The organism is Billgrantia sp. NRB1, assembly GCF_056921725.1.
In genome coordinates this window covers 1131598-1152488 of sequence record NZ_CM167783.1, presented here as the reverse complement: position 1 = coordinate 1152488, position 20891 = coordinate 1131598, and the positions used below count along the sequence as shown (strand labels likewise).

The window sequence follows — 20891 nt, the reverse complement described above, 5'->3', positions numbered from 1 at the left end:
ACTTATGTCGCACTACCTGCAACGCTGCCGCCCGTGCACGAATCGTCATCAACGGCGACACTGAGGCCAGGCCATGAGCGTCAGAGGAGAACACGAATGCAGCAGCGCAAGCGTCGCTTCGGCCTGGCCCTGGGGCTGGCCTTGATGGGCGCCCACCTCGTGGCCTCGGCGGCCACCGACGAGGCCAAGATCGACGCGCTCTTCGACCGGGTCACCGAACAGGCCAAGGCCCTCGCCGAGGCCGCCTATCGCCCCGGAGACGCCGCCCTGCCCGAGGCGCTGCGGGATCTCGACTACGACACCTACCGGCAGATTCGCTTCGACCCCGAGGCGGCGCTGTGGCGCGACGAGGGACTATTTTCGATCCAGCTGTTCCACACCGGCTTTCTGTTCGACGCCCCGGTGCAGCTTCACCTGGTCGAGGCGGGCGAGACCACGCCGCTCGCCTTCGACCCCGGGCGCTTCCGCTACGATGACCGGGCCGCCGGACTGCTCGAGCAGAATCTGGAGGGCGCCGGGCACGCCGGCTTTCGCCTGCACTTCCCGCTCAATCGCGCCGAGCACCAGGACGAGTTCGCAGTCTTTCTCGGCGCCTCCTACTTCCGGCTGGTGGGGCGCGACCAGGGCTACGGACTCTCGGCACGGGGGCTGGCCATCGACACCGCCCTGCCCCGCGGCGAGGAGTTTCCCGCCTTTCGCGAGTTCTGGCTGGTCCGGCCGGCCCCCGAGGCGAGCCACATGACGGTACTGGCGCTGCTCGACAGCCCCTCGCTTGCCGGCGCCTACCGCTTCGACATCGCCCCGGGGCGCGACGTCGGCGTCGAGGTGGAGGCCCGGCTGTTTGCCCGGCGCGACGTGGCCAAGCTCGGGGTGGCGCCGCTGACCAGCATGTTCGCCCATGGCGATACCAGCGTTGGCCGCACCGACGATCATCGCCCGGCGGTGCACGACTCCGAGGGGCTGCTGATGCGAACCGGCAGCGGCGAGTGGATCTGGCGGCCGCTCACCAACCCCCGCCAGCTGCGCGTCTCCCAGTTCCTGGACAGCGACCCCGCCGGGTTCGGCCTGGTCCAGCGCAGCCGCGACTTCGCCCGCTATCTGGACCTGGAGGCGCGCTACGAGCGGCGCCCCAGCCAGTGGGTCGAGCCCCTCGGCGACTGGGGCGCCGGCCGGGTCGAACTGGTGGAGATTCCCGCCCCTGACGAGACCCATGACAACATCGTCGCCTACTGGGTCGGCGACAGGCCGCTCGAGGCCGGCGGGCAGCGCCGCTTTCGCTATCGCACCCACACCTTCGGCACCGCGCTGTCCGTCCCCCAGCCGGCCCGGGTGACCCGCAGCCGCCACGGCTGGGGGGGCGTTCCCGGCCAGAGCGACCCGCCGCCCGCCAGCCGGCGCCACTTCATGATCGACTTTCAGGGCGGCGAGCTGGAGGGGCTGGCCCCTGACCAGCCCGTCGAGGCCGAGCTCGACGTCAGCCACGGCCGGGTGCGCCACCTGCAGACCCAGCCGCTGCCGTCGGGGAGCGGCTGGCGGGCCAGCTTCCGGCTCGACCCCGAGGGCCGTCAGCCCGCCGACATGCGGCTGCGACTGAGCCTTTACGGGGAGACGATCAGCGAGACCTGGAACCATGTCTGGTACCCGGACGAAGCACGCTGAGTTCGGCGCCCGCCGCCGCAACGGCGCCCGGCGGCTGCCCTGGCTGCGTACCCGGCGTGTCCTGCTGGCCTTGCTGGTGGCCGCCACCACCCTGGTCGGCGCCCTGCTGATGTGGCGTATCCTTCACGCCGACGGACAGGGCGTGCTGACGTTGCTGATCCTGGCGCTGTTCACCCTGACCTTCGCCTGGATCGCCGTCGCCTTCTGGTCGGCGCTGTTCGGCTTCGCGGTGATCCTCGCCCGGCGCGATCCGCTGACCCTGGCGCGACTGCCGAGCCTCGTCGGCGAACGGGCGCTGCCGATCCGCCAGCGTACCGTGCTGGCCATGCCGATCCACAACGAGCCTCCCGCCGCCGTGGTGGCCAGCCTGGAAGCCACCGCCGAGGCCCTGATCGCCACCGGCGAGGCACACCATTTCGACGCCTTCGTGCTCAGCGACACCACCGATACGACCATCGCCGTCCAGGAAGCCGCGGCCATCGCCGCCCTGCAGCGGCGCCTGGCCAGCCGCCTGCACCTGCACTACCGGCGCCGACCCCACAACCGCGGGCGCAAGGCCGGCAACCTGGCCGACTTCTGCCGCCGCTGGGGCAGGCACTACGACTTCATGGTGGTGCTCGACGCCGACAGCCGCATGAGCGGCCAGGCGCTGCTGGACCTGGTCCGCGCCCTGCAGGCGCGCCCCCGGGTGGGGCTGATCCAGAGCGTGCCGCTGCCCGCCCGCCAGGTTACCCTGTTCGGCCGCCTGGCCCAGTTCGCCGCCGGCCTCTATGCGCCCATGCTCGCCGCCGGCCAGAGCAGCTGGCAGGGCGACACCGCCAACTACTGGGGCCACAACGCCATCCTGCGCCTAGGCGCCTTCATGGATCACTGCGGCCTGCCCGAACTGCCCGGCCGGCCGCCCCTGGGCGGCGAGATTCTCAGCCACGACTTCGTCGAGGCCGCCCTGATGCGACGCGCCGGCTGGGAGGTACAGCTCGATACCCGCATCGGCGGCAGCTACGAGGAGATGCCCGGCAACCTGCTCGACTACGCCCGTCGCGACCGGCGCTGGACCCAGGGCAACCTGCAGCACCTGCGCCTGCTCGCCGCGCCGGGACTGCACGGCCTCAGCCGACTCCACTTCGTCATGGGCGCCATGGCCTTTCTCGCCTCCCTGCTGTGGCTGGCCGTGCTACTGCTGGGCAGCCTCGACGCCGTGCTGCGCGCCCAGCGCCAGGTGAGCTATTTCGTCCACCCCGAGCAGCTCTTCCCGCTCTGGCCCCAGGCGCGCCCTGAACTGATCGCCGCGCTCTTCGCCACCACCCTGGGGCTGCTGCTGCTGCCCAAGCTGCTGGGCCTGCTGCTGGCCCTGGTCAGCCGCCCCGAGGCCTTCGGCGGGCGCCTGCGGCTGCTGGCCGGCGCCCTGCTGGAGGCCCTGGCCGCGGTGCTGCTGGCGCCGGTGATGATGGTCTTTCACAGCGCCTTCGTGCTCGGCGTGCTCACCGGCACCCGCGTGGAATGGGGGAGCCAGGCCCGGGAGGGCCGCATGGTGACGTGGAATGACGCCCTGCGTCACACCGCCCCCGCCCTGCTGCTGGGCACCCTCTGGGCGGGGCTGGTGGCCTGGCTCGCCCCGGCGCTGCTGTGGTGGCTCAGCCCCATCTGGGGTGGCTTGCTGCTGGCACCGCTGCTAGCCCGGCTGAGCGGCAGCCGCCCGCCGGCCGACGCCCTGGCCCGTCTCGGCCTGCTGAGCGTTACCCCCGGCGACGAGGCGGCCGCGCTGCTCGCCCATGAAGCCAACAACGAGCCCTTCGCCCACTCCCACGCCGAGCCGCTGGCGCCACCCCCCGAACGCCCCGGCGAGATGCCCCTGGCCCGACTCTCACGCCGCACGCCGGCCCCCGACCGGTCGACCGCCCCATGAGCGCCGCCGACATGCCCCCGCTCGCCCCCCTGCGCCGCGGCTACGGCCTGGCCCGCTCGCTGATCATCTACTGGCGCCCCGGCCGCCAGAGCGCCCTGCGCCGGCTCTACGCCGACTTCATCGGCCCCGGCGACCTGGTGTTCGACGTGGGCGCCCACCTCGGGGACCGCACCGCGGCCTTCGCCGGGCTCGGCGCCCGGGTGGTCGCCCTGGAGCCGCAGCCCCGCCTCTTTCGCTGGCTCCGTCGGCTGGTGGGCCGGCGGCCCGGGGTAACCCTGCTGCCGGTGGCGGCCGGCGCCGCCCCCGGCGAAGCCAAGCTGGCCATCAGCCGCGCCACGCCCACGGTCTCGACCCTGGCCCACCCCTGGCGCAAGGCCATCGCCACACGCAATCCCGGCTTTCGCCAGGTGCGCTGGGAAGAGACGCACCGAGTGCCGGTCACCACCCTGGACGCGCTGATCGCCGAACACGGCGTGCCGCGCTTCTGCAAGATCGACGTGGAGGGCTTCGAGGCCGAGGTGCTGGCCGGGCTCAGCCGGCCGCTGGCCGGGGTCTCGGTGGAGTTCGTCGCCGGCGCCCTGGAGGTGGCCGAGGCCTGCGTGGCGCGCCTGGCCGAACTGGGCGACTATCGCTTCAACGTCATTGAAGGCGAACGCCGCGATTTCCACTGGCCGACTTGGCGCACCGCCGAGGCGACCCGCGTATGGCTGGCCGCCGGGGCCGACGGTCTGGCCTCCGGCGATCTCTATGCACGACTCGACTCCCCCCGACCCGAGGAGGCCACCGGATGCACGACGCCCCCCTTCCCGCCTTTCCCCAGTGGCAGGCGCTGACCAGCCGCGAATTCGCCCAGCTCGAGCGCGACGGCGTGGCGGTGATGGTGCTCGGCGCCATCGAGCAGCACGGCCCTCATCTGCCCCTTTCCACCGATCTGGACATCGGCACGGGGCTGCTGGCTGCGGCGATGACCCACCTGCCCGAGGACTTCCCGCTGGTGCAGCTGCCGCCCCTGGCGGTGGGTGCCAGCGAGGAGCACCTGAGCTTTCCCGGCACCCTGAGCCTGTCGCCAGCACTGGCCGCCGCCGTGCTGGAGGCCCACGGCGACGCCGTGGCCCGCGCCGGGCTCTCGCGGCTGGTGCTGCTCAACAGCCACGGCGGTAACAAGGCGATGATGGACAGCGCCGCCCTGGCGCTGCGCCGCCGCCACGGCCTGCTGGTGGTCAAGCTGCACTATATGCGCCTGGCGCTGCCGGACGACCTGCCGGGCGAGGATCTGCCGGCCGAGGAGCTGCGCCACGGGCTGCACGGCGGCGCCCTGGAGACTGCGTTGATGCGCCATCTGGCGCCGGAGAAGGTACGCCTTGCGCATCTGGGGCACCCGATCTCCCGGGGCCAGGCCATGGCGGAGGAGCACCAGCTGCTGGGCCCGGAGGGGGAAGCGGCCTTCGCCTGGCTGGCCGAGGACCTGCACCCGGAGGGGGTGGTGGGCGATGCACGCCTGGGCAGCGCCGAGCTGGGCGCGCGCCTGGTCGACCACTACGCCGAGCGCATCAGTCGGGTCCTGCGCGAGGCCCGGGCCATGCCCTCCCTGGGCGGGGGTCCCCGGCGTTGAACATAGCAGATAACGCTTCGCCCTCCGCCAGGGCGCCTACCGGCGCCAGTCGCGACGGGAACCGGGCGCTCCTACAGGCGAAATTTTCTAATGTAGGAGCCTCTTTAGATCGCGACTGGAGGCGACAGCCTCCCGGCGGTGTTGTCGGCGCTGGTGATAGCCCCGAACGCCGCCGCCTCCGCCAGGGCGCCTATCGGCGCCAGTCGCGACGGGAACCGGGCGCTCCTACAGGCGAAATTTCCTAATGTAGGAGAATCTTTAGATCGCGACTGGAGGCGACAGCCTCCCGGCGGTGTTGTCGGCGCTGGTGATAGCCCCGAATGCCTCCGCCAGGGCGCCTATCGGCGCCAGTCGCGACGGGAACCGGCGCTCCTACAGGCGAGTCTCTCTAATGTAGGAGAACCTTTAGATCGCGACTGGAGGCGACAGCCTCCCGGCGGTGTTGTCGGCGCTGGTGATAGCCCCGAATGCCTCCGCCAGGGCGCCTACCGGCGCCAGTCGCGACGGGAACCGGGCGCTCCTACAGGCGAAATTTCCTAATGTAGGAGAAGCTTTAGCTTCCTAGGAGCGCCCGCCTCCGCGCTCGAGCACCTCGTCGAGCAGGTGGCCGGCGCGCTCCGCCTTGGCGCTGAGGTAGCGTCGGTTGTGGTCGTTGAGGCTGCCGTAGAGGGCCTGGCGGGCCACCACCTCGATGCCGCCGTCGGCCAGGGCCGACACCTTTCCCGGGTTGTTGGTCAGCAGCTGCACCCGACGAATGCCGAGCGAACCGAGCATGTCCACCGCCACCCCGTAGCGGCGCTCATCCTCGCCGAAGCCCAGGGTGTGGTCGGCATCCACGGTATCCAGGCCGCTATCCTGCAGGGTGTAGGCGCGAAGCTTGTTGGCCAGGCCGATGCCGCGCCCCTCCTGGGCCAGATAGAGCAGCACGCCGCCGCCCAGGGCCTCGATCTCGGCCACGGCGTTGCGCAGCTGTTCGCCGCAGTCGCAGCGCAGGCTGGCGAACAGGTCGCCGGTGAGACAGGCCGAATGCAGGCGCAGCGGCACCGGCGAGCCGCCGGCGTCCAGGGCGCCGATCACCACCGCCAGGTGCTCGCGCAGCCCGTCGGGTTCGCGAAACAGGATGAAGCGAGTATCGAAGGCGTCGGCCAGGGGAATAGGCGCCTCGCTGACCCGCTTGAGCATGCCGCCGGTCCCCTCCAGGCAGCGCTCGGCGGCCTCGGCTTCCACCGCCAGCAGCTCACCGCTGGCCAGCGCCGCCTCGACCGCCGTGCGCTGCGCCTCGCTGACCCGGGCCACCAGCGCTGAGGGAATCAGCAGCGCCCGGCGCATCAGCGCCAGGGCCCCGCGGTCCGCCAGCGCCGCGGGCTCCAGCCGCTCGCGCCACGCCCGTCTCTGTGGCCGCTGCAGCGTTTCGGCGCCGACCGCCAGCGCCGCCAGGCACATCTCGTCGAGGCCGGGCGGCAGTGCCAACCGTGCCGGCGCCCCCCGCGCCTCGACGCCCAGCAGCGCCAGCCGATGCTGGCTGAGCACCAGCGCCGGCGGCGTGCCGGCCCGCTCGGCGAGGCGCGCCGGCACCTCGTTGCCGGCCCCCTCCAGCGCCTGGACCAGCACGCGCTCCTCACCGGCCACCAGCAGGACCGGCAGGCCGCGGCGAATATCGAAGATGGCGCGTTCAACCTGATGCATGACGATCTCCTTGCGTGCCTTGTGCCGCCATGGCGGACGACGCATGATGAAACGCTGAATCCGACCCGGAGGCCCCATGAGCGAAGCGACGCCCGAACCCCTGGCGTGCGACGCGGCCTGGCAGTGGCTGTGCCGGCGGTGCGAGAGCGAGCCGCCGTCGGAAGCCGCCCCGCTGTGGCTCGATGCCCAGGGGGCCTGGCACGCCCGGGGCGCCGTCAGCGAGGCGGCCCGCGAACTGCTCGACTGCCTGGTGCCGCTGGCGGCCCACCGCGGGCGGCTGGCCGTGGCCCAGCTGGGCCAGAGCCTGGATGGCCGCATCGCCACCCAGAGCGGCCACTCCCACTACATCAACGGCCTGGCGAGCCGCACCCACCTGCACCGCCTGCGCGCTCTGCTCGACGCCGTGGTGGTGGGCGCCGGCACCGTCATCGCCGACGACCCGCTGCTCACCGTGCGCCACGTGCCCGGTCGCTCGCCGGTCAGGGTGATCCTCGACCCCCGCGGCCGGGTGCCGGCGACCGCTCGCCTGCTGTGCGACGCCGATGCCCCGACCCTGCACCTGCTGGGCCCCGACGCCGCCGCGCCGGCGCCCCCGGGCCCTCACGTCACGCGCCTGACCCTGCCCCTGGCGGGCGACGGCTTCTCGCCCGCCGCGGTGCTGGACGCCCTGGCCGAGCACGGTCTGAGGCGGGTGCTGATCGAGGGTGGCGGGGTCACGGTGTCGCGCTTTCTCGAGGCCGGGGTGCTCGACCGGCTGCACCTGCTGGTGGCGCCGCTGCTGATCGGCTCCGGCCGCCCGGGCCTGACGCTGGCGCCGATCGCCACCCTCGACGAGGCCCGGCGCCCCCAGGCGCGTACCTTCCGCTGCGGTGACGACACCCTCTTCGATCTGCGGCTCACCGGGGCCTGAACCTCCGCCCGGTGCGGGGCGTCGCCGGCGCAGCATCTCGGCCAGCACGCAGAGCCCGCCCGGTAGGCTGGCCAGCAGCACCAGGGCGCCGTAGGCCAGCGACACCGCCACGCCCTGGGCCGCCGGCAGCCCGACCAGCGCCCAGACCAGCGCCGCGGCGCTTTCACGCACGCCCCAGCCGGCCACCGACAGCGGGATCAGCATGGCCAGCAGCACCGGCGGCACCAGCGCCAACAGGGTCGTCGTCGGCAGCGACACCCCGATGGCCCGGGCCGCGCAGACGAACACCAGCGCGTAACTGAGCACCACCAGCAGCGAGCCGGCCAGCTGTCGCGGCCACGCCGAGACCGCCAGCAGGCTGCGATAGAGATCGCCGCCCAGGCCGACCAGCGCCCGCGGCGGATGGCGCAGCAGGCGCCAGGCCAGCAGCCCGACGACCAGCCCCACCGCGGCCGTCGGCAGCAGCCAGGCGGCCAGCCGCCAGGGCGGCGCCCCGGCAGCCCAGGCCGCCGCGTCGGCCATGACGCCGTGCCACAGCGGCGAGAGCGTGACCACCAGCAGGGTCAGCAGCAGCACCGCCAGCTGCCCCGAGGCTCGCTCGATGATCACCGCTCGCCAGGCGCCCCCCTGCCGACCGCTGGCGCGGGAGTGGCGCCAGGCTCGGGCGGCGTCGCCCATCACCCCGCCGGGGAGCACCTGATTGAGAAACATTGCCAGGTAGTAGTCGCGCAGGGCCCGCCCCCAGTCCAAGGGCACCGCCAGCAGGCGGGCGGTGAAGCGCCAACGCCAGGCGGACAGCGCCACCTGGGGCAGGGTCAGCGCCAGGGCCAGCAGGGCCCAGCCCGGCGAGAGCCGCTCGACCTCGGCGATCACCGCGCGGGGGTCCAGCCACAGGGCCAGCGCCGCCAGCAGCAGCAGGCTGGCCAGCGGCCGCCACAGGCGTGCCAGCAGGCGGCGCTTCATGCCCCACCCCAAGCGCCATTCCCGCCGGGCCAGGCGAAGAGATCGCGGTGCCCCACGCGCAGGCCGAGCTCACCGGCCGCCAGCGCACTGCGCCGCCGCGCCTGCCACTGGGCCAGCCGGTGGCGGCGATCCGGGGCCTGCTCCAGGGCCGCCCCGGCCCAGCCGTCCACCAGCGCCAGCCCCAGGTTGCGCGCCGCCTCGCTGCCCGCCGCCAGCACCCAGGGGGTGGCGGCATCCTGGACCCGGTAGCCGGCGGCGGCCAGCCACTCACCCAGTAGCGCCGGCGCCTCGCCCCCCAGGGCGGCGCCCAGCCCCTTGTCGCGACGCTGGTGGGCCTGAAACAGGGCCCGCACCTCGGTGTCCTCGTCATCGTCGCAGCGTTCGCCGCGGGCATCGAGAAAGCCCCAGCCGCCGTCCACGCTGAGGGTCAACAGCAGCGCCTGACCGCGCCGGGACGCGGCGTCGATCAGCGTCTTGCACCAGAGGCGCGACACTAGGTCGAACAGCGCCGAGGCGGTGATCAGCGCCGCCCCGTCGAGCAGCATCGCATCGAAGGGCGCCAGGCTGCAGCAGCGGGTCTGCAGCGTCACCCGCCGGCCGGCGGCGTCGTGCAGTCGGGCCCGCCGGGCGCGGGCCAGCAGCGCCGGGTCATGATCCACCAGCCGCCAGCGCTGGGGGCCGGGCAGGCGCGGCGCCAGGAAGCGCGGGTTGCTGCCGGTGCCGCTACCCAGGTCGACCAGATCAAAGGGCGCCGGGCGCGAGGCGAGCCACTCGACGGCGAGCCCCGTCAGCCGCTGGCTGCGCGAGCACGCGTCCAGTGCCTCACGCTGGGCGAGCCAGTCGGCGCTGAAGCGGCCCTGTGCGGCGGGGGCGTTCATGGCGCGAGCTCCACCGGCTCGGGCAGCGCCTCAGCGAAGGCGTCACCGGCGGCGCGCCAGTCACCCAGGCGCTGACGGGCATCCCGGGCACCGCCTCTCAGCCGGGCCCGCAGCGCCGGCGCCTCGAACCAGCGCGCCAGCGCCGCGGCCAGCGCCCGGCTGTCGCCGGGCGACACCGCCAGTCCCGCCTCGGCCGGCAGGGTGTCGGCCAGGGCACCGCCGGTGGTGGTGATCACCGGCAGGCCTCGGGCCAGCGCCTCGGTCACCACCATGCCGTAGCCCTCATAGTGGGAGGCCAGCACGAAGAGGTCCGCCTGGCGGTAAGCCGCCTCTAGCGCCTCGGCCCCCTGCTCGCCCAGCAGCCGCAGCCGATCTTCCAGCCGGTGGTGGCGAATCCGCTCGGCGACCCGGGCGGCATGGGCGGGATCGCGGGTCAGGCTGCCGATGCAGTCGCAGCGCCAGTCATGGCCCGCCAGGGAGGCCAGCGCCTCGACTAGCAGATCGTGGCCCTTGCGCGGCGTCAGGGTCGCCACGCAGAGCAGCCGCAGGGGGCGGCCCGGCGGCGTCGGCTCACGGCTGCCCGCCGCCAGGGGGGCGCGTATCACGCCGGGCTCGACCACCGCGACCCGAGAAGCGGGCACCCCGTAGTGCACCAGGCCGCGGGCGGTATAGGCGCTGGTGGCAATTACCTGGCGCACCAGCGCCAGCGCGCGGGTCTCGCTGTGGCGCAGGCGCTCCCGCGTGGCATCCTCCAGCCCGGTCTCCTCGGCCAGCGGATGGTGCACCAGGGCGACCAGGCAGAGCCGGTCGGCGTGGGGGGCGACGGCCTCGGGCAGCCCGCCCAGGGCCAGGCCGTCGATCACCACCCGGGCGCCATCGGGCAGCGACGCCAGCGCCGCCGCCATGCTCGCCCTGGCCCGGGCGTCGGCCTCGGGAAAACGCCCCTCCAGCCCCACCACCTCGACCCGCCAGCCCCGTTCGCGCAGGGCCGCCACGATCCGGGCGTCATAGACATAGCCGCCGGTGAGCTGGTCGGGGTCGCCGGCGACGATCAGCGTCAGCTCGGCAGTCGCAGTCGCAGTCGCCACGCCTGGACTCATAGCTCGGCCTCGTAGCTGGCCCAGGCGATATGAGATTCGTGCAGGGTCACGCGCATGGCGAGAAGCTCTCGGGCGGCGTCACCGAGCCGTCCCGCCTGGATGGCCTCGGCCAGGCGCTCGAAGACCACCCGGGCCATGAACTCGGTGGTGGTGTTGCGGCCCTGGAAGGCCTCCAGGTCATCGAGATTGTGAAAGTTGTAGTCGTCCAGCACCCGCTTCAGCGCGGCACCGGCCAGGCCGATATCCACCACCAGGTCGTCGTCATCCAGCTCGCGGCGCTGAAAGGTGACATCCACCACATAGGTGGCGCCGTGGGTGCGCTGGGCGGGCCCGAAGACCTCCCCCCGAAAACTGTGGGCGATCATGAAGTGGTCACGCACGGTCAGGCTGTACATGGCGAATCTCCGGTCGAAGGGTCATCGTGTTGCCCAGCGGACTGCCGGTAGCGCAGCCGATGGCAGAGGACCTCGCCGCCGCCGGCCGCCAGGCGGGGCATCAAGGCGGGCAAGGCGTGAAAGTCGCTCTCGCCGCTGATCAGGGCGTCGAGGCGCGGGTCGCGCAGCAGCCCCAGGGCCAGCGTCAACCGTCGGCGGTGATCCCAACGGGGCGTGCGCTCGCTGGGCAGCCGCCCCACCTGGCTGCTGATCAGCTTGAGTCGCCGGGAGTGAAAGGCCTCGCCCAGCGGCAGCGTCGCCTCGCGGCTGCCGAACCAGCTCATCTCCACCACCCGCGCCTCGGTGCCGGCCAGCCTCAGCGCCAGGCGCAGCCCCTCGGGATTGCCGCTGGCGTGAATCACCAGGTCGTTATCGGCATCGGCGCGCTCGGGGAGGCGGAAGTCGAGGTCCAGCCCCTCGGCCAGGTCGGCCCGCTGCGGCGCCACATCCACCAGCTGCACGCGGGTGCCGGGTATTGCCGCACAGAGCCAGGCCACCAGCACGCCGACCACACCGGCGCCGATCACGGCGATGCGATCGCCGAGGCGCGGCGCGGCGTCCCAGCAGCCGTTGAGGGCGGTCTCCATGTTGGCGGCGAGCACCGCCCGGGAGGCCGGCAGCCCCTCGGGCAGCGGCACCACGGCATCTCGCGGCACCACGTAGCGATTCTGATGGGGGTGCAGGCAGAACACCTGGCGGTCGACCAGGTCGGCATCGCCCGCCTCGACCCGGCCGACGCTGACATAGCCGTACTTCACCGGGCCCGGGAAGTCGCCGACCTGAAAGGGCGCGCGCATCCGCGCGTACTCGCTGACCGGCACCTGGCCCTGGAAGACCAGCGCCTCGGTACCGCGACTGATGCCGCCGTAGAGGGCACGCACCCTCACCTCGCCGCTGCCCGGAGGCGGCAGCGGCTCCTCTCGCAGCGCCCCGTGGCCGGGTGACAACACCCAGTAGGCGGTGGCGGTGGACTCGCGCATGGCCTCTCCTCTGCAATACTCCCTAGGAGCCTGTGCGTCACGCCTCCTTGATCATGACAGCGGCTGATGCGCTTTGGCTCCATTGGCAGCGACTTTCTTTTACAATAGTGGTACATATAAAAATAATTGCATCAATTGTTTTTCGTCAACCGACAGCCTGGGTGCCGCGCATGTCGCTTCTCTCTCGTCAGCATAGCGACCCATTACGCCCCGCGACTGGCCGCCTTTCCACGCTGGCCGAGCTCCTGGCAGGCCTCGCCGCCGTGCTGGTACTCGGCTCGCTGCTGGCGCTGGGCCTGCAGGCCAGTGCCTGGGTACCCACCACGGCGACGGGCGTCTACCTGGCCATGGCCGGGCTAGTGCTTTACGCCTGGCCGGGCCGGCGGGGGCTGGGCTGGGCCAACCGGGTCACGCTGACCCGCGCCGCCCTGGTGGCCCTGCTGGCGGGCGCCCTGCTTGACCCGGCGCTGCTGGCCCGTCATCCCTGGCCGCTGGCCGGCCTGGCACTGCTGGCTCTGCTACTGGACGGCGTCGATGGCTGGGTGGCGCGCCGCACCGGCAGCGCCAGCGCCTTTGGCGCCCGTTTCGACATGGAATTGGACGCCTTCTTCATTCTGGTGCTGTGCCTGGCGCTGCTCTCGCTGGGCAAGGTCGGCCCCTGGGTGCTAGCGATCGGCGCCATGCGCTATGGGTTCGTGGCGGCAGGCTGGCGTTGGCCCTGGCTCGGCGCCGAACTGCCCGAGAGCCTGCGACGCAAGGCGGTCTGCGTCTGGCAGGTGGTGACGCTGATGCTGGGCCTGCTGCCGCTCCTGGGGACACAGGCCACCAGCTGGCTGGCGGCCACGGCACTGGCGGCGCTGACGGCCTCCTTCGGTATCGACGTGCGCTGGCTGTGGCGAAACAAAAAATGAAAAATATTTCCGCAAAATGACTTCAGCAGGGGCTGGCAAGCCCGGCCCGTCCTGCTAGACTGGCGTTCACGCTTGACGGGGTGCCGGTGAGATCCGGCTGAGATGGCGAAGGGTGTCGAGACACCGAGCGCCGATCCCGTGGAACCTGATCCGGGTGAGCCCTTCCTTGACATGGAAGGCGGCATGAACCGGCGTAGGGAATCAGGCCGTGGTCCGTTTGGGTGTCCCGCGACGCCCTCCCCGATCCTCGCCTTCCCCACCCGCTTCGCTGCGCGCTCACCGGGTCGTCACCGACCAGCGGAGACGCCCATGGGCTATCGCTTCGACGACCTGACCGACGCCATCCACGACGACTGGCGTGCCTACATCGAACACGACTTCGTGCGCTCCCTGGGCGCCGGCACCCTGGCCGAAGACGCCTTTCGCCACTACCTGAAGCAGGACTACCTCTTCCTGATCCACTTCGCCCGGGCCTACGCCCTGGCCGCCTACAAGAGCCCGACGCTTTCCGACCTGCGCCAGGCTCACGAGGGGCTCAAGGCGATCGTCGACGTGGAGCTGGGCCTGCATGTGAGCTACTGCCGCGACTGGGGCATCACGGAGGCGGAGCTCGCCGAGCTCCCCGAGGCCCGGGCGACCCTGGCCTATACCCGCTACGTGCTGGACACCGGCAACCGCGGCGACCTGCTCGACCTGCACGTGGCCCTGGCCCCCTGCCTGGTGGGCTACGGCGAGATCGCCAACTGGCTGAATGGCCGGCCCGACACCGTTCGCGGCGAGGCCAACCCCTATGACGCCTGGATCGCCATGTACGAGAGCCAGGAGTTCCAGGCCGCCATGCGCGCCGAGCGCGAATGGCTCGACAGCCGCCTGGCCGACGTCACGCCGGCGCGCTTCGCGGAGCTGACCCGCATCTTCCGCGATGCCACGCGGCTCGAGATCGACTTCTGGCAGATGGGGCTGGATCGCAGCGACTGACGGTCTGGCCCCACAGAAAGACCCGCTCTGGTGCTGGTCACGCCAGACGCGGTAGGCAAGATGTAACTTGCCTAAGCAATTGTTCCAAGGCTGTCGCAGTTGGCGACAGCGAAGGGCGCCGGGGACAAGCTAGAGAGGAGGTCCTACGCCATGGATGGCGTCGGTAGCGTACAGGGAGGTATTCACAGCGCCTCCTCTTCTCAGGCTTGTTGCCGGATCAGCCCCAAGCGATGGAGCTATCTGCGATAACCCTGAGCAATCGACCACCACGCTTGACGGGGTGCCGTTGAAAACGGCTGAGATCATGCGCTGGCAAGCATGGATCCCGTTGAACCTGAACTGGCTAGGACCAGCGTAGGGATCAAGCGACATGCAGCGGGGCCCAGATGCCGCCCCCCTGCCCCTGTCCTCCCAGCTGTCCTCCCTGACAAGACCCTGACAACCCCAAGGGAGAACAACCATGAGCAAGACCGCCCACTTCCTCGCCGAGACCGCCCAGGTCGACGAGGCCGCCATCCAGCCGCTGCCCGGCTCGCGCAAGGTCTACGTCGAGGGTTCGCGCCCGGATATCCGCGTGCCCTTCCGCGAGATCTCGCTGTCGCCGACCAAGACCTCAGGCGAGGACGAGCAGAACCCGCCGCTGCTGGTCTACGACACCTCCGGCCCCTACACCGACCCCGAGGTCAGCAACGACCTGCGCCGCGGCCTGCCCGAACTGCGTCGCGCCTGGATCGAGGCGCGCGGCGACACCGAGTTCCTCGACGGCCCCACCTCCGAGTACGGAAAGCGCCGCGCCAACGACCCGACGCTGGCCCAGCTGCGCTTCGACCTGAGCCGCTCTCCAAGGCGCGCAAAGGAAGGCAAGAACGTCACCCAGCTCCACTACGCCCGCCAGGGCATCATCACCCCGGAGATGGAGTTTATCGCCATCAGGGAAAATCAGCGCCGCCAGGCGCTAGGCTCGGAGGAGGTCGAGCGGATTCTGGGCCACCAGCATCCCGGCCAGGGCTTCGGCGCCCGCCTGCCCGAGGAGATCACCCCGGAGTTCGTGCGCGCCGAAGTGGCCGCCGGCCGGGCGATCATCCCCTGCAATATCAACCACCCGGAGTCGGAGCCGATGATCATCGGCCGCAACTTCCTGGTGAAGATCAACGGCAACCTAGGCAACTCGGCAGTGACCTCCTCCATCGAGGAGGAGGTCGACAAGATGACCTGGGGCATCCGCTGGGGCTCGGACACCATCATGGATCTCTCCACTGGCCAGAACATCCACGAGACCCGGGAGTGGATCATCCGCAACGCCCCGGTGCCCATCGGCACCGTGCCCATCTACCAAGCCCTGGAGAAGGTCAACGGCGTAGCCGAAGACCTCACCTGGGAGGTGTTTCGCGACACCCTGATCGAGCAGGCCGAGCAGGGCGTGGACTACTTCACCATCCACGCTGGCGTACTGCTGCGCTATGTGCCGCTCACCGCCAAGCGGGTCACCGGCATCGTCTCCCGGGGCGGCTCGATCATGGCCAAGTGGTGCCTCTATCACCACCGGGAGAGCTTCCTCTACGAGCACTTCGAGGAGATCTGCGAGATCTGCAAGCGCTACGATGTCGCCTTCTCGCTGGGCGACGGCCTGCGCCCCGGCTCGGTGGCCGACGCCAACGACGAGGCGCAGATGGCCGAGCTCAAGACCCTGGGCGAGCTGACCCATATCGCCTGGAAGCACGACGTCCAGGTGATGATCGAGGGCCCCGGCCACGTGCCCATGCATCTCGTCAAGGAGAACATGGACAAGCAGCTCGAGTACTGCGACGAGGCGCCCTTCTACACCCTCGGGCCGCTGGTCACCGACATCGCCCCCGGCTACGACCACATCACCTCCGGCATCGGGGCGGCGATGATCGGCTGGTACGGCTGCGCCATGCTCTGCTACGTGACGCCCAAGGAGCACCTGGGCCTGCCCAACAAGGACGACGTCAAGACCGGCATCATCACCTACAAGATCGCCGCCCACGCGGCAGATCTCGCGAAAGGCCATCCGGCCGCCCAGCGCCGCGACAACGCCCTGTCCAAGGCGCGCTTCGAGTTCCGCTGGGAGGACCAGTTCAACCTCGGCCTCGACCCGGACACCGCACGGGAGTACCACGACGAGACCCTGCCCAAGGACTCCGCCAAGGTCGCCCACTTCTGCTCCATGTGCGGCCCCAAGTTCTGCTCCATGAAGATCAGCCAGGAGGTTCGCGACTACGCCGCCGAGAAAGGGCTTAACGGCGACCAGGAAGCGGTCATGAAGGGCATGGAAGAGCAGGCCGAGAAGTTCCGCCAGGAGGGCGCCGAACTCTACAAGGAGGTGTAATCCCGGCCCCTGACCCTGGGAAACGTCACGCCGGCCCTCAGGCCGGCGTTTTTATTGGGTTCATCGCACTTTAGCGTAAACAGGCTAGGATAGGGGTCGGGAAGGGCTGTGCCCTCCCCGCCCTCCGAACCGTGCGTGCGGTTCTCCCGCACACGGCTCTCCAGTCGATGGTTTTCCTCATCGGGATTGGCTCGCGTACCGCCAGGCTCCGGCTAGGGTGAAGAGCCCTGCGGTCGCGAAGAACGTATTCGACCAGCGCCATGTGTCCGACCGGGTGTTACCAGGCCCCGGGCGCTTCTCCTGCTTGCGCAGCATGGCCCGAAGACGTCGACGAATGAAGCCATCCAGAGGCCGGAACGTCGTCCGATAGGCATGCTGGAAGTAGCCGAACCAGCCTCTCAGCATGGGGTTCAGCGAGGCAATGACGTGCCGCAAGCTCTTGCCTTCCGTCCGCCGCGTCTTGCTTCTCACCTTGTCCTTGAACGCCTTGAGGCTCTTCTTACGCACCCAGCGCCTGCCCGCCTCGAAGCGGTAGCCTAGGAAGTCGAAACCCTGTCCCTTCTGCCGGCAATCGCCGACGTGGGTCTTGTCAGGGTGCAGGGTCAGGCCATTCGCCGCCACCCATTCCTGTACGTGGGCCAGGGCTTGTCGGGCCTCCTGCTCACTGTGGCAGAGAATGACGAAGTCATCGGCATACCGCACCATACGGTAGCCGTGCTGTGTCACTTCCTGGTCCAGCGGATGCAGGTAGACGTTCGCCAACAAGGGGCTAATGATCGCTCCTTGTGGCGTCCCTGACGTGGGGGTCCATCGGCTCATGTCGCTGACAATATCCTGGTTCAACCAGCTTCGTAGCAAGGCCAGCAGTCGACCGTCGCTGATCCGTCCCTCGACGCGGGCCATCAGGCGGTCGTGCGGGATGCTATCGAAATAGCCTTGCAGATCCGCATCCACCACCCAGGTCATGCCCGCCTTGAGCGCCTCATCAACGTCTCGTAGGGCATCCTTGCAGCCTCTGCCCGGCCGGAAGCCGTAGCTCATCGGCAGGAACTCATGCTCGAAGATCGGTTCGATCACGCGCTTGACCGCTGCCTGGACAATACGGTCCTTGACGGTCGGAATGCCCAGCGGGCGCATCTTGCCGTTGCCCTTGGGGATCTCGACGCGTCGCACCGCTTGCGGGCGGTAACACCCCGCTGCCAGGTCGGCCTGGAGCTCCTCAAGGTAGCGTTCGGCCTGCGACGCAAAGCGGGACACGCTTTGCCGATCGACACCCGCCGCTCCCTGGTTGCGGTAGACCTGCAGCCAGGCACTGACCAGGGTCGACGAGCGGTATACCTTGTCGATCAGACTGAACCACTTACGTCCTTTGACGCCGTTATCCAGCGCCGCCAACATGCGGTCCGTCCAGATCGAGCGGTCAATCCCTGCCATCGTGGCGGGTGTTGACGCATCTTGTTTAGCCCCATCGTGGGGCACTGTCGATGCTGTGCTGTCGCGTTCGCTCATCTCTGGTCGTCTCTCGCATCCATCTTCCTGCCTCCCTTCCCTCGACGCAGGTTCTGTTCTCTGCGCCTCCTGTGCGGCGCCTTGGCGGTAGGCAGAGTCCGCGCTCCAGCATCTCTCGATCCCGGCTTTCGCCGGGATGAGCCGTGGCCAGGGCGTGATCCGCACGCCGGTACTATGAAGGCTCTGACTCCTGGCCGCCGTCACCTCGGCCGCCAGGTCTCCCCGATTATCTCGTACACCCTTCCTGACGTTCCGCCTCCAACCACCTGGCAGGTCCCGTCGTCGCTTTGTCCGCCATGCCAGCGCGACGGGTGAGTTTCAGGCTTCGCTATCTCCCAGCGAGCTCGCCACCTGACCCGGCCGAATCGAGTTCGTCATCCTACGGACCGCCAGTTCGCCTCCGGTTGCTCCCCACCCCGCCTCGCGACGACGCAGTTACCTTTGGCTACGGGGCCATGGCTTACCCCGATGCGGACTCTCACCGCACTGTGTGCACGCCTTCTCGGGCGCACTGGGAGGGAGCTTCAGCTCGCGAAGTAGCGCGCAGCGCTACCCATGGGACGCCTCCGGCGCCTTCGTCGAAGCGTCGAACCGCCGGCAGAGTCGAGACGTCGAACCGCGGCCTCCCACCATCAAACCTGAAACAGGTTCACGCTAGTCTGTGAAGAACCTTTTTATTGCTGCGATGGCGACAGACCATCAGCATGGGATATAGCCTGTCCTCATGAGGGCGACCACCTCACCCCCGGTCGATCGCTGCCGCAGAAGGAACCAGGCCATGCCCCACCTGCACATCGCGCTGGTCAACGAGCATCCCGAGCACACCCTGATCCCGCTGCTCCAGCTGCGCCCCGAGCGGATCATCCTGGTGGCCTGCCGACGCGGGCAGCAGGCTGCCGAGCGACTGCGCATCCTGCTCCAGCACGAGCTGCCCGAGGCCCGCGAGATTCGCCTGCACGAGAGCCTGCCCCAGGGCGCCCCGGGGCGTACCGCGGAACTGGCCCTGGCGCTGGCCCGGGAGCTGGCCGCGCAGCAGCGCGACGTCCCGCCCCTCGAGGTCACCTGCGACCTGGCCGGCGGCGACCGCCTGACGGCCCTGCTGTTCCAGCAGGCCATGCGCCACTGCGGCGCCGACTGCCTCCATCTCGACCCCGAACGCAACGTCATCCACCGCCTCGGCCCGACGCTGGATCCCCGCTCCCTGCAGCGCCTGCCGATCAGCGCGGTACTGACGGCGGATCACATCCTTCAGGCCCACGGTCGCAAGCGCATTCGGGCCGCCTCGGATCGGGACGCATGGCGCAAGGCGGTCGAGGCCCGGCGTCCCCTGACCCGCTTCCTGGCCCATCAGGCATCGCGCATCGCGCCGCTGCTCGGCGAACTCAAGGCGCTGCTAGCGCCCTCCCCGGCAAGCCAGGCTGCGGGAGAGGGGGACACGTCACACCTGCTGGCCCATACACCACACTTTCCCGAAACCGACGCCCTGCAGCAGCTCGGTGAGGCGGGACTGATCGATTGGTCCCAGGAGCAGCCCCGGGCACTGAGCGTGACCACCCCGGCCGCGGCCGACTACCTGGCGGGCGGCTGGCTCGGCGAATACGCCTGGCTGTGCGCGCAAGAAGCCGGGCTGGCGCGAGTCTGCGCCGCGGCTCATGTGCTTGACCTCAGCGGACGCCACAACGACGAGCCCACGGTGTTTCACTGTTTGGCCGTGCACCGCAACCGGTTGCTGATCCTCGAGTGCCTGGAGCAGCCCGAAGACGACGCCACGGTGCTCCATCGCCTCTACGAGCTGGCCGAACACGGCGGCGAGCTCGGCGCCACCCGGGTACTGTTGACGGACGCCACCCTGGGCAGCGCCGAGCGGCGCGAGTCCCACCTGCGCCGCGCCCAGCGGCTAGAGGTTGCGGTATTGGAGGGCCCGGAGCTCACCCGACTGCCGGCCAGCCTCCGGCAGTGGAGGGAGAGCGGTCAGTGGCCTGAGAGCTAGTCATCAGATCGATAAACTTGTCTCGAAATCCGTGTTCCTCGCGACGATCGGTCAAATCCGACAGGCTCCTAGGCGGCGCGAGCCGCCCTCGGCATCAGCCGGCTGTCGGTTCGCCCCCACCAGTGGGCCACTCCCTCGGCCCAGCCGGCAGGCCCCATGGCCGCGGTCCGATAGAGGGCCGGATGGGCCGGCTCGACGGCAAGCCCGTGGCGGCTGCGGATCACCACCGCCTGATCCATTGCTTCGAGCATGCCGACATCGTTGGGCCCATCCCCGAGCCCCAGCGTCTGCGGGCGGCGGCCCCGCAGGGCCGTGAAGCGCCCCAGCAGCCACTCCACGGCACATCCCTTGTCGACCTGGCCGGTGACATACCAGAAACGCTCGCCGCGCAGCAGGCTAAGACCATCCCCCGCCAGCCCCTCTCGCAAGGCTTCGAGCTGGGCGTCATCGCCGTGCCACAGCAGCGGCTCGCTGCCCTCGCGCATGCGCGCCAGACGCGCTTCGGCCTCATCGACCTCGGCCACCTCCATCAGCCGCGCCAGGGCGATCTCGCTGGTCAGGGTGAACTCCGCTCCCAGGCGCTTGCGCCAGACCGAGAGCCGCTTGCGAATGAAGGCGATATCCACCCCCAGGGTCTTGACCGAGACCCCGTCTGGGCCGGGAGATCGCTCCAGCCGCGCATGGCACCAGGCCGGCGGCAGCCCGACCACGGCACCGTTCTCGGCGATAAAGGGCGTATCGGCGAGCCCCAGGGACAGGCGCAGCGGCGCCAGCTCGTGGCGCGTCCTGCAGGTCACGGGAATCACCGGCACCCCGTGCTGCTTGAGGCGGGCAAGCCAAGGGTGCGCCAGGGCCCCGTCGCGGCTACGCGGGTCCAGCAGCGACCCGTCCAGGTCGGTAAACAGCAGCCGCGGCGTCAGGGCGTCCCGGACAGGCGCCTTGCGGCTGGCGGCGTCTGGCAAAGCGGCGGACAGGGTGTCGGTCGGCATGGCATCACCTTCGTGGAGAAGAATCACCCTATGACC

At 70.4% G+C, this 20891-nt stretch carries 16 protein-coding genes, 1 pseudogene and 2 riboswitches; of the genes and pseudogenes, 9 read left to right on the top strand and 8 right to left on the bottom strand.

Annotation, left to right across the window (positions count from 1 at the left end; all coding sequences use genetic code 11):
* Window positions 1-96: 96 nt before the first annotated feature.
* Genes ACZIYR_RS05190 through ACZIYR_RS05175 form a run of 4 tightly spaced genes read left to right on the top strand, consistent with a single transcriptional unit; the run spans window position 97 to window position 5177 of the window.
* Window positions 97-1659 carry an OpgD/OpgG family glucan biosynthesis protein gene (locus ACZIYR_RS05190; protein ID WP_483528463.1) on the top strand — a complete coding sequence of 521 codons (1563 nt, stop codon included), beginning with the start codon at window positions 97-99 and terminating at the stop codon, window positions 1657-1659.
* A complete protein-coding gene (gene mdoH / locus ACZIYR_RS05185; protein WP_483528462.1) occupies window positions 1631-3565 on the top strand; it encodes a glucans biosynthesis glucosyltransferase MdoH in 1935 nt (644 codons plus the stop codon). Before ACZIYR_RS05190 ends, mdoH begins: the two co-directional genes overlap by 29 nt.
* An 11-nt stretch (window positions 3566-3576) precedes the next feature.
* Entirely contained in the window at window positions 3577-4398 is an 822-nt protein-coding gene (locus ACZIYR_RS05180; RefSeq protein ID WP_483528461.1) for an FkbM family methyltransferase, read from the top strand.
* Complete coding sequence (locus ACZIYR_RS05175) at window positions 4353-5177, top strand: creatininase family protein (RefSeq protein ID WP_483528460.1); 825 nt, start codon at window positions 4353-4355, stop codon at window positions 5175-5177. The genes ACZIYR_RS05180 and ACZIYR_RS05175 overlap by 46 nt, the downstream gene beginning before the upstream one ends.
* Before the next feature lie 561 nt (window positions 5178-5738).
* Here ACZIYR_RS05175 and ACZIYR_RS05170 read toward each other — a convergent pair.
* On the bottom strand, window positions 5739-6863 hold the full coding sequence (locus ACZIYR_RS05170) for a GTP cyclohydrolase II (protein ID WP_483528459.1): 1125 nt from the start codon (window positions 6861-6863) through the stop codon (window positions 5739-5741).
* A 76-nt stretch (window positions 6864-6939) separates the two neighbouring features.
* Between ACZIYR_RS05170 and ACZIYR_RS05165 the strand changes: the two genes are divergently transcribed.
* On the top strand, window positions 6940-7773 hold the full coding sequence (locus tag ACZIYR_RS05165) for a RibD family protein (protein ID WP_483529047.1): 834 nt from the start codon (window positions 6940-6942) through the stop codon (window positions 7771-7773).
* A 78-nt stretch (window positions 7774-7851) separates the two neighbouring features.
* Here the strand turns inward: ACZIYR_RS05165 and ACZIYR_RS05160 are convergent.
* The 5 genes and pseudogenes from ACZIYR_RS05160 to ACZIYR_RS05140 all read right to left on the bottom strand — a co-directional run.
* Window positions 7852-8736, bottom strand: a pseudogene (locus tag ACZIYR_RS05160) (lysylphosphatidylglycerol synthase transmembrane domain-containing protein); the annotation flags it as partial.
* Window positions 8733-9614: a hypothetical protein gene (locus ACZIYR_RS05155; protein ID WP_483528458.1), complete on the bottom strand. Its 882-nt coding sequence runs from the start codon at window positions 9612-9614 to the stop codon at window positions 8733-8735. The gene ACZIYR_RS05155 and the pseudogene ACZIYR_RS05160, both read right to left, overlap by 4 nt.
* Window positions 9611-10702: a glycosyltransferase family 4 protein gene (locus ACZIYR_RS05150; RefSeq protein WP_483528457.1), complete on the bottom strand. Its 1092-nt coding sequence runs from the start codon at window positions 10700-10702 to the stop codon at window positions 9611-9613. Before ACZIYR_RS05150 ends, ACZIYR_RS05155 begins: the two co-directional genes overlap by 4 nt.
* An 8-nt stretch (window positions 10703-10710) precedes the next feature.
* Entirely contained in the window at window positions 10711-11109 is a 399-nt protein-coding gene (locus tag ACZIYR_RS05145) for a 6-pyruvoyl trahydropterin synthase family protein (RefSeq protein WP_483528456.1), read from the bottom strand.
* Window positions 11097-12128, bottom strand: coding sequence for a zinc-dependent alcohol dehydrogenase (locus tag ACZIYR_RS05140; RefSeq protein ID WP_483528455.1), 1032 nt, complete (start codon window positions 12126-12128; stop codon window positions 11097-11099). Before ACZIYR_RS05140 ends, ACZIYR_RS05145 begins: the two co-directional genes overlap by 13 nt.
* A 170-nt stretch (window positions 12129-12298) precedes the next feature.
* Between ACZIYR_RS05140 and ACZIYR_RS05135 the strand changes: the two genes are divergently transcribed.
* The 3 genes from ACZIYR_RS05135 (at window position 12299) to thiC (ending at window position 16367) form a co-directional block, all read left to right on the top strand.
* The gene (locus tag ACZIYR_RS05135) at window positions 12299-13039 is read left to right on the top strand and encodes a CDP-alcohol phosphatidyltransferase family protein (protein WP_483528454.1); all 741 of its coding nucleotides are present in this window, start codon (window positions 12299-12301) and stop codon (window positions 13037-13039) included.
* A 66-nt stretch (window positions 13040-13105) separates the two neighbouring features.
* Window positions 13106-13257, top strand: a riboswitch (TPP riboswitch).
* 91 nt (window positions 13258-13348) lie between these two features.
* Window positions 13349-14017 (top strand): thiaminase II, encoded by a 669-nt coding sequence (gene tenA / locus ACZIYR_RS05130; RefSeq protein WP_483528453.1) that lies wholly within the window; start codon window positions 13349-13351, stop codon window positions 14015-14017.
* Between the two features lie 266 nt (window positions 14018-14283).
* A riboswitch (TPP riboswitch) is annotated at window positions 14284-14395 on the top strand.
* A gap of 82 nt (window positions 14396-14477) precedes the next feature.
* Window positions 14478-16367 (top strand): phosphomethylpyrimidine synthase ThiC, encoded by a 1890-nt coding sequence (gene thiC / locus ACZIYR_RS05125; RefSeq protein WP_483528452.1) that lies wholly within the window; start codon window positions 14478-14480, stop codon window positions 16365-16367.
* Window positions 16368-16544: 177 nt separating this feature from the next.
* Here thiC and ltrA read toward each other — a convergent pair whose 3' ends face one another.
* On the bottom strand, window positions 16545-17876 hold the full coding sequence (ltrA, locus tag ACZIYR_RS05120; protein ID WP_483528451.1) for a group II intron reverse transcriptase/maturase: 1332 nt from the start codon (window positions 17874-17876) through the stop codon (window positions 16545-16547).
* Window positions 17877-18654: 778 nt separating this feature from the next.
* Here ltrA and ACZIYR_RS05115 point away from each other — a divergent pair.
* The gene (locus ACZIYR_RS05115) at window positions 18655-19866 is read left to right on the top strand and encodes a Card1-like endonuclease domain-containing protein (protein WP_483528450.1); all 1212 of its coding nucleotides are present in this window, start codon (window positions 18655-18657) and stop codon (window positions 19864-19866) included.
* Between the two features lie 68 nt (window positions 19867-19934).
* Here the strand turns inward: ACZIYR_RS05115 and ACZIYR_RS05110 are convergent, their stop codons facing one another.
* Window positions 19935-20855, bottom strand: a complete 921-nt coding sequence (locus tag ACZIYR_RS05110) for an HAD-IIB family hydrolase (RefSeq protein ID WP_483528449.1) — start codon at window positions 20853-20855, stop codon at window positions 19935-19937.
* Between the last annotated feature and the right edge of the window lie 36 nt (window positions 20856-20891).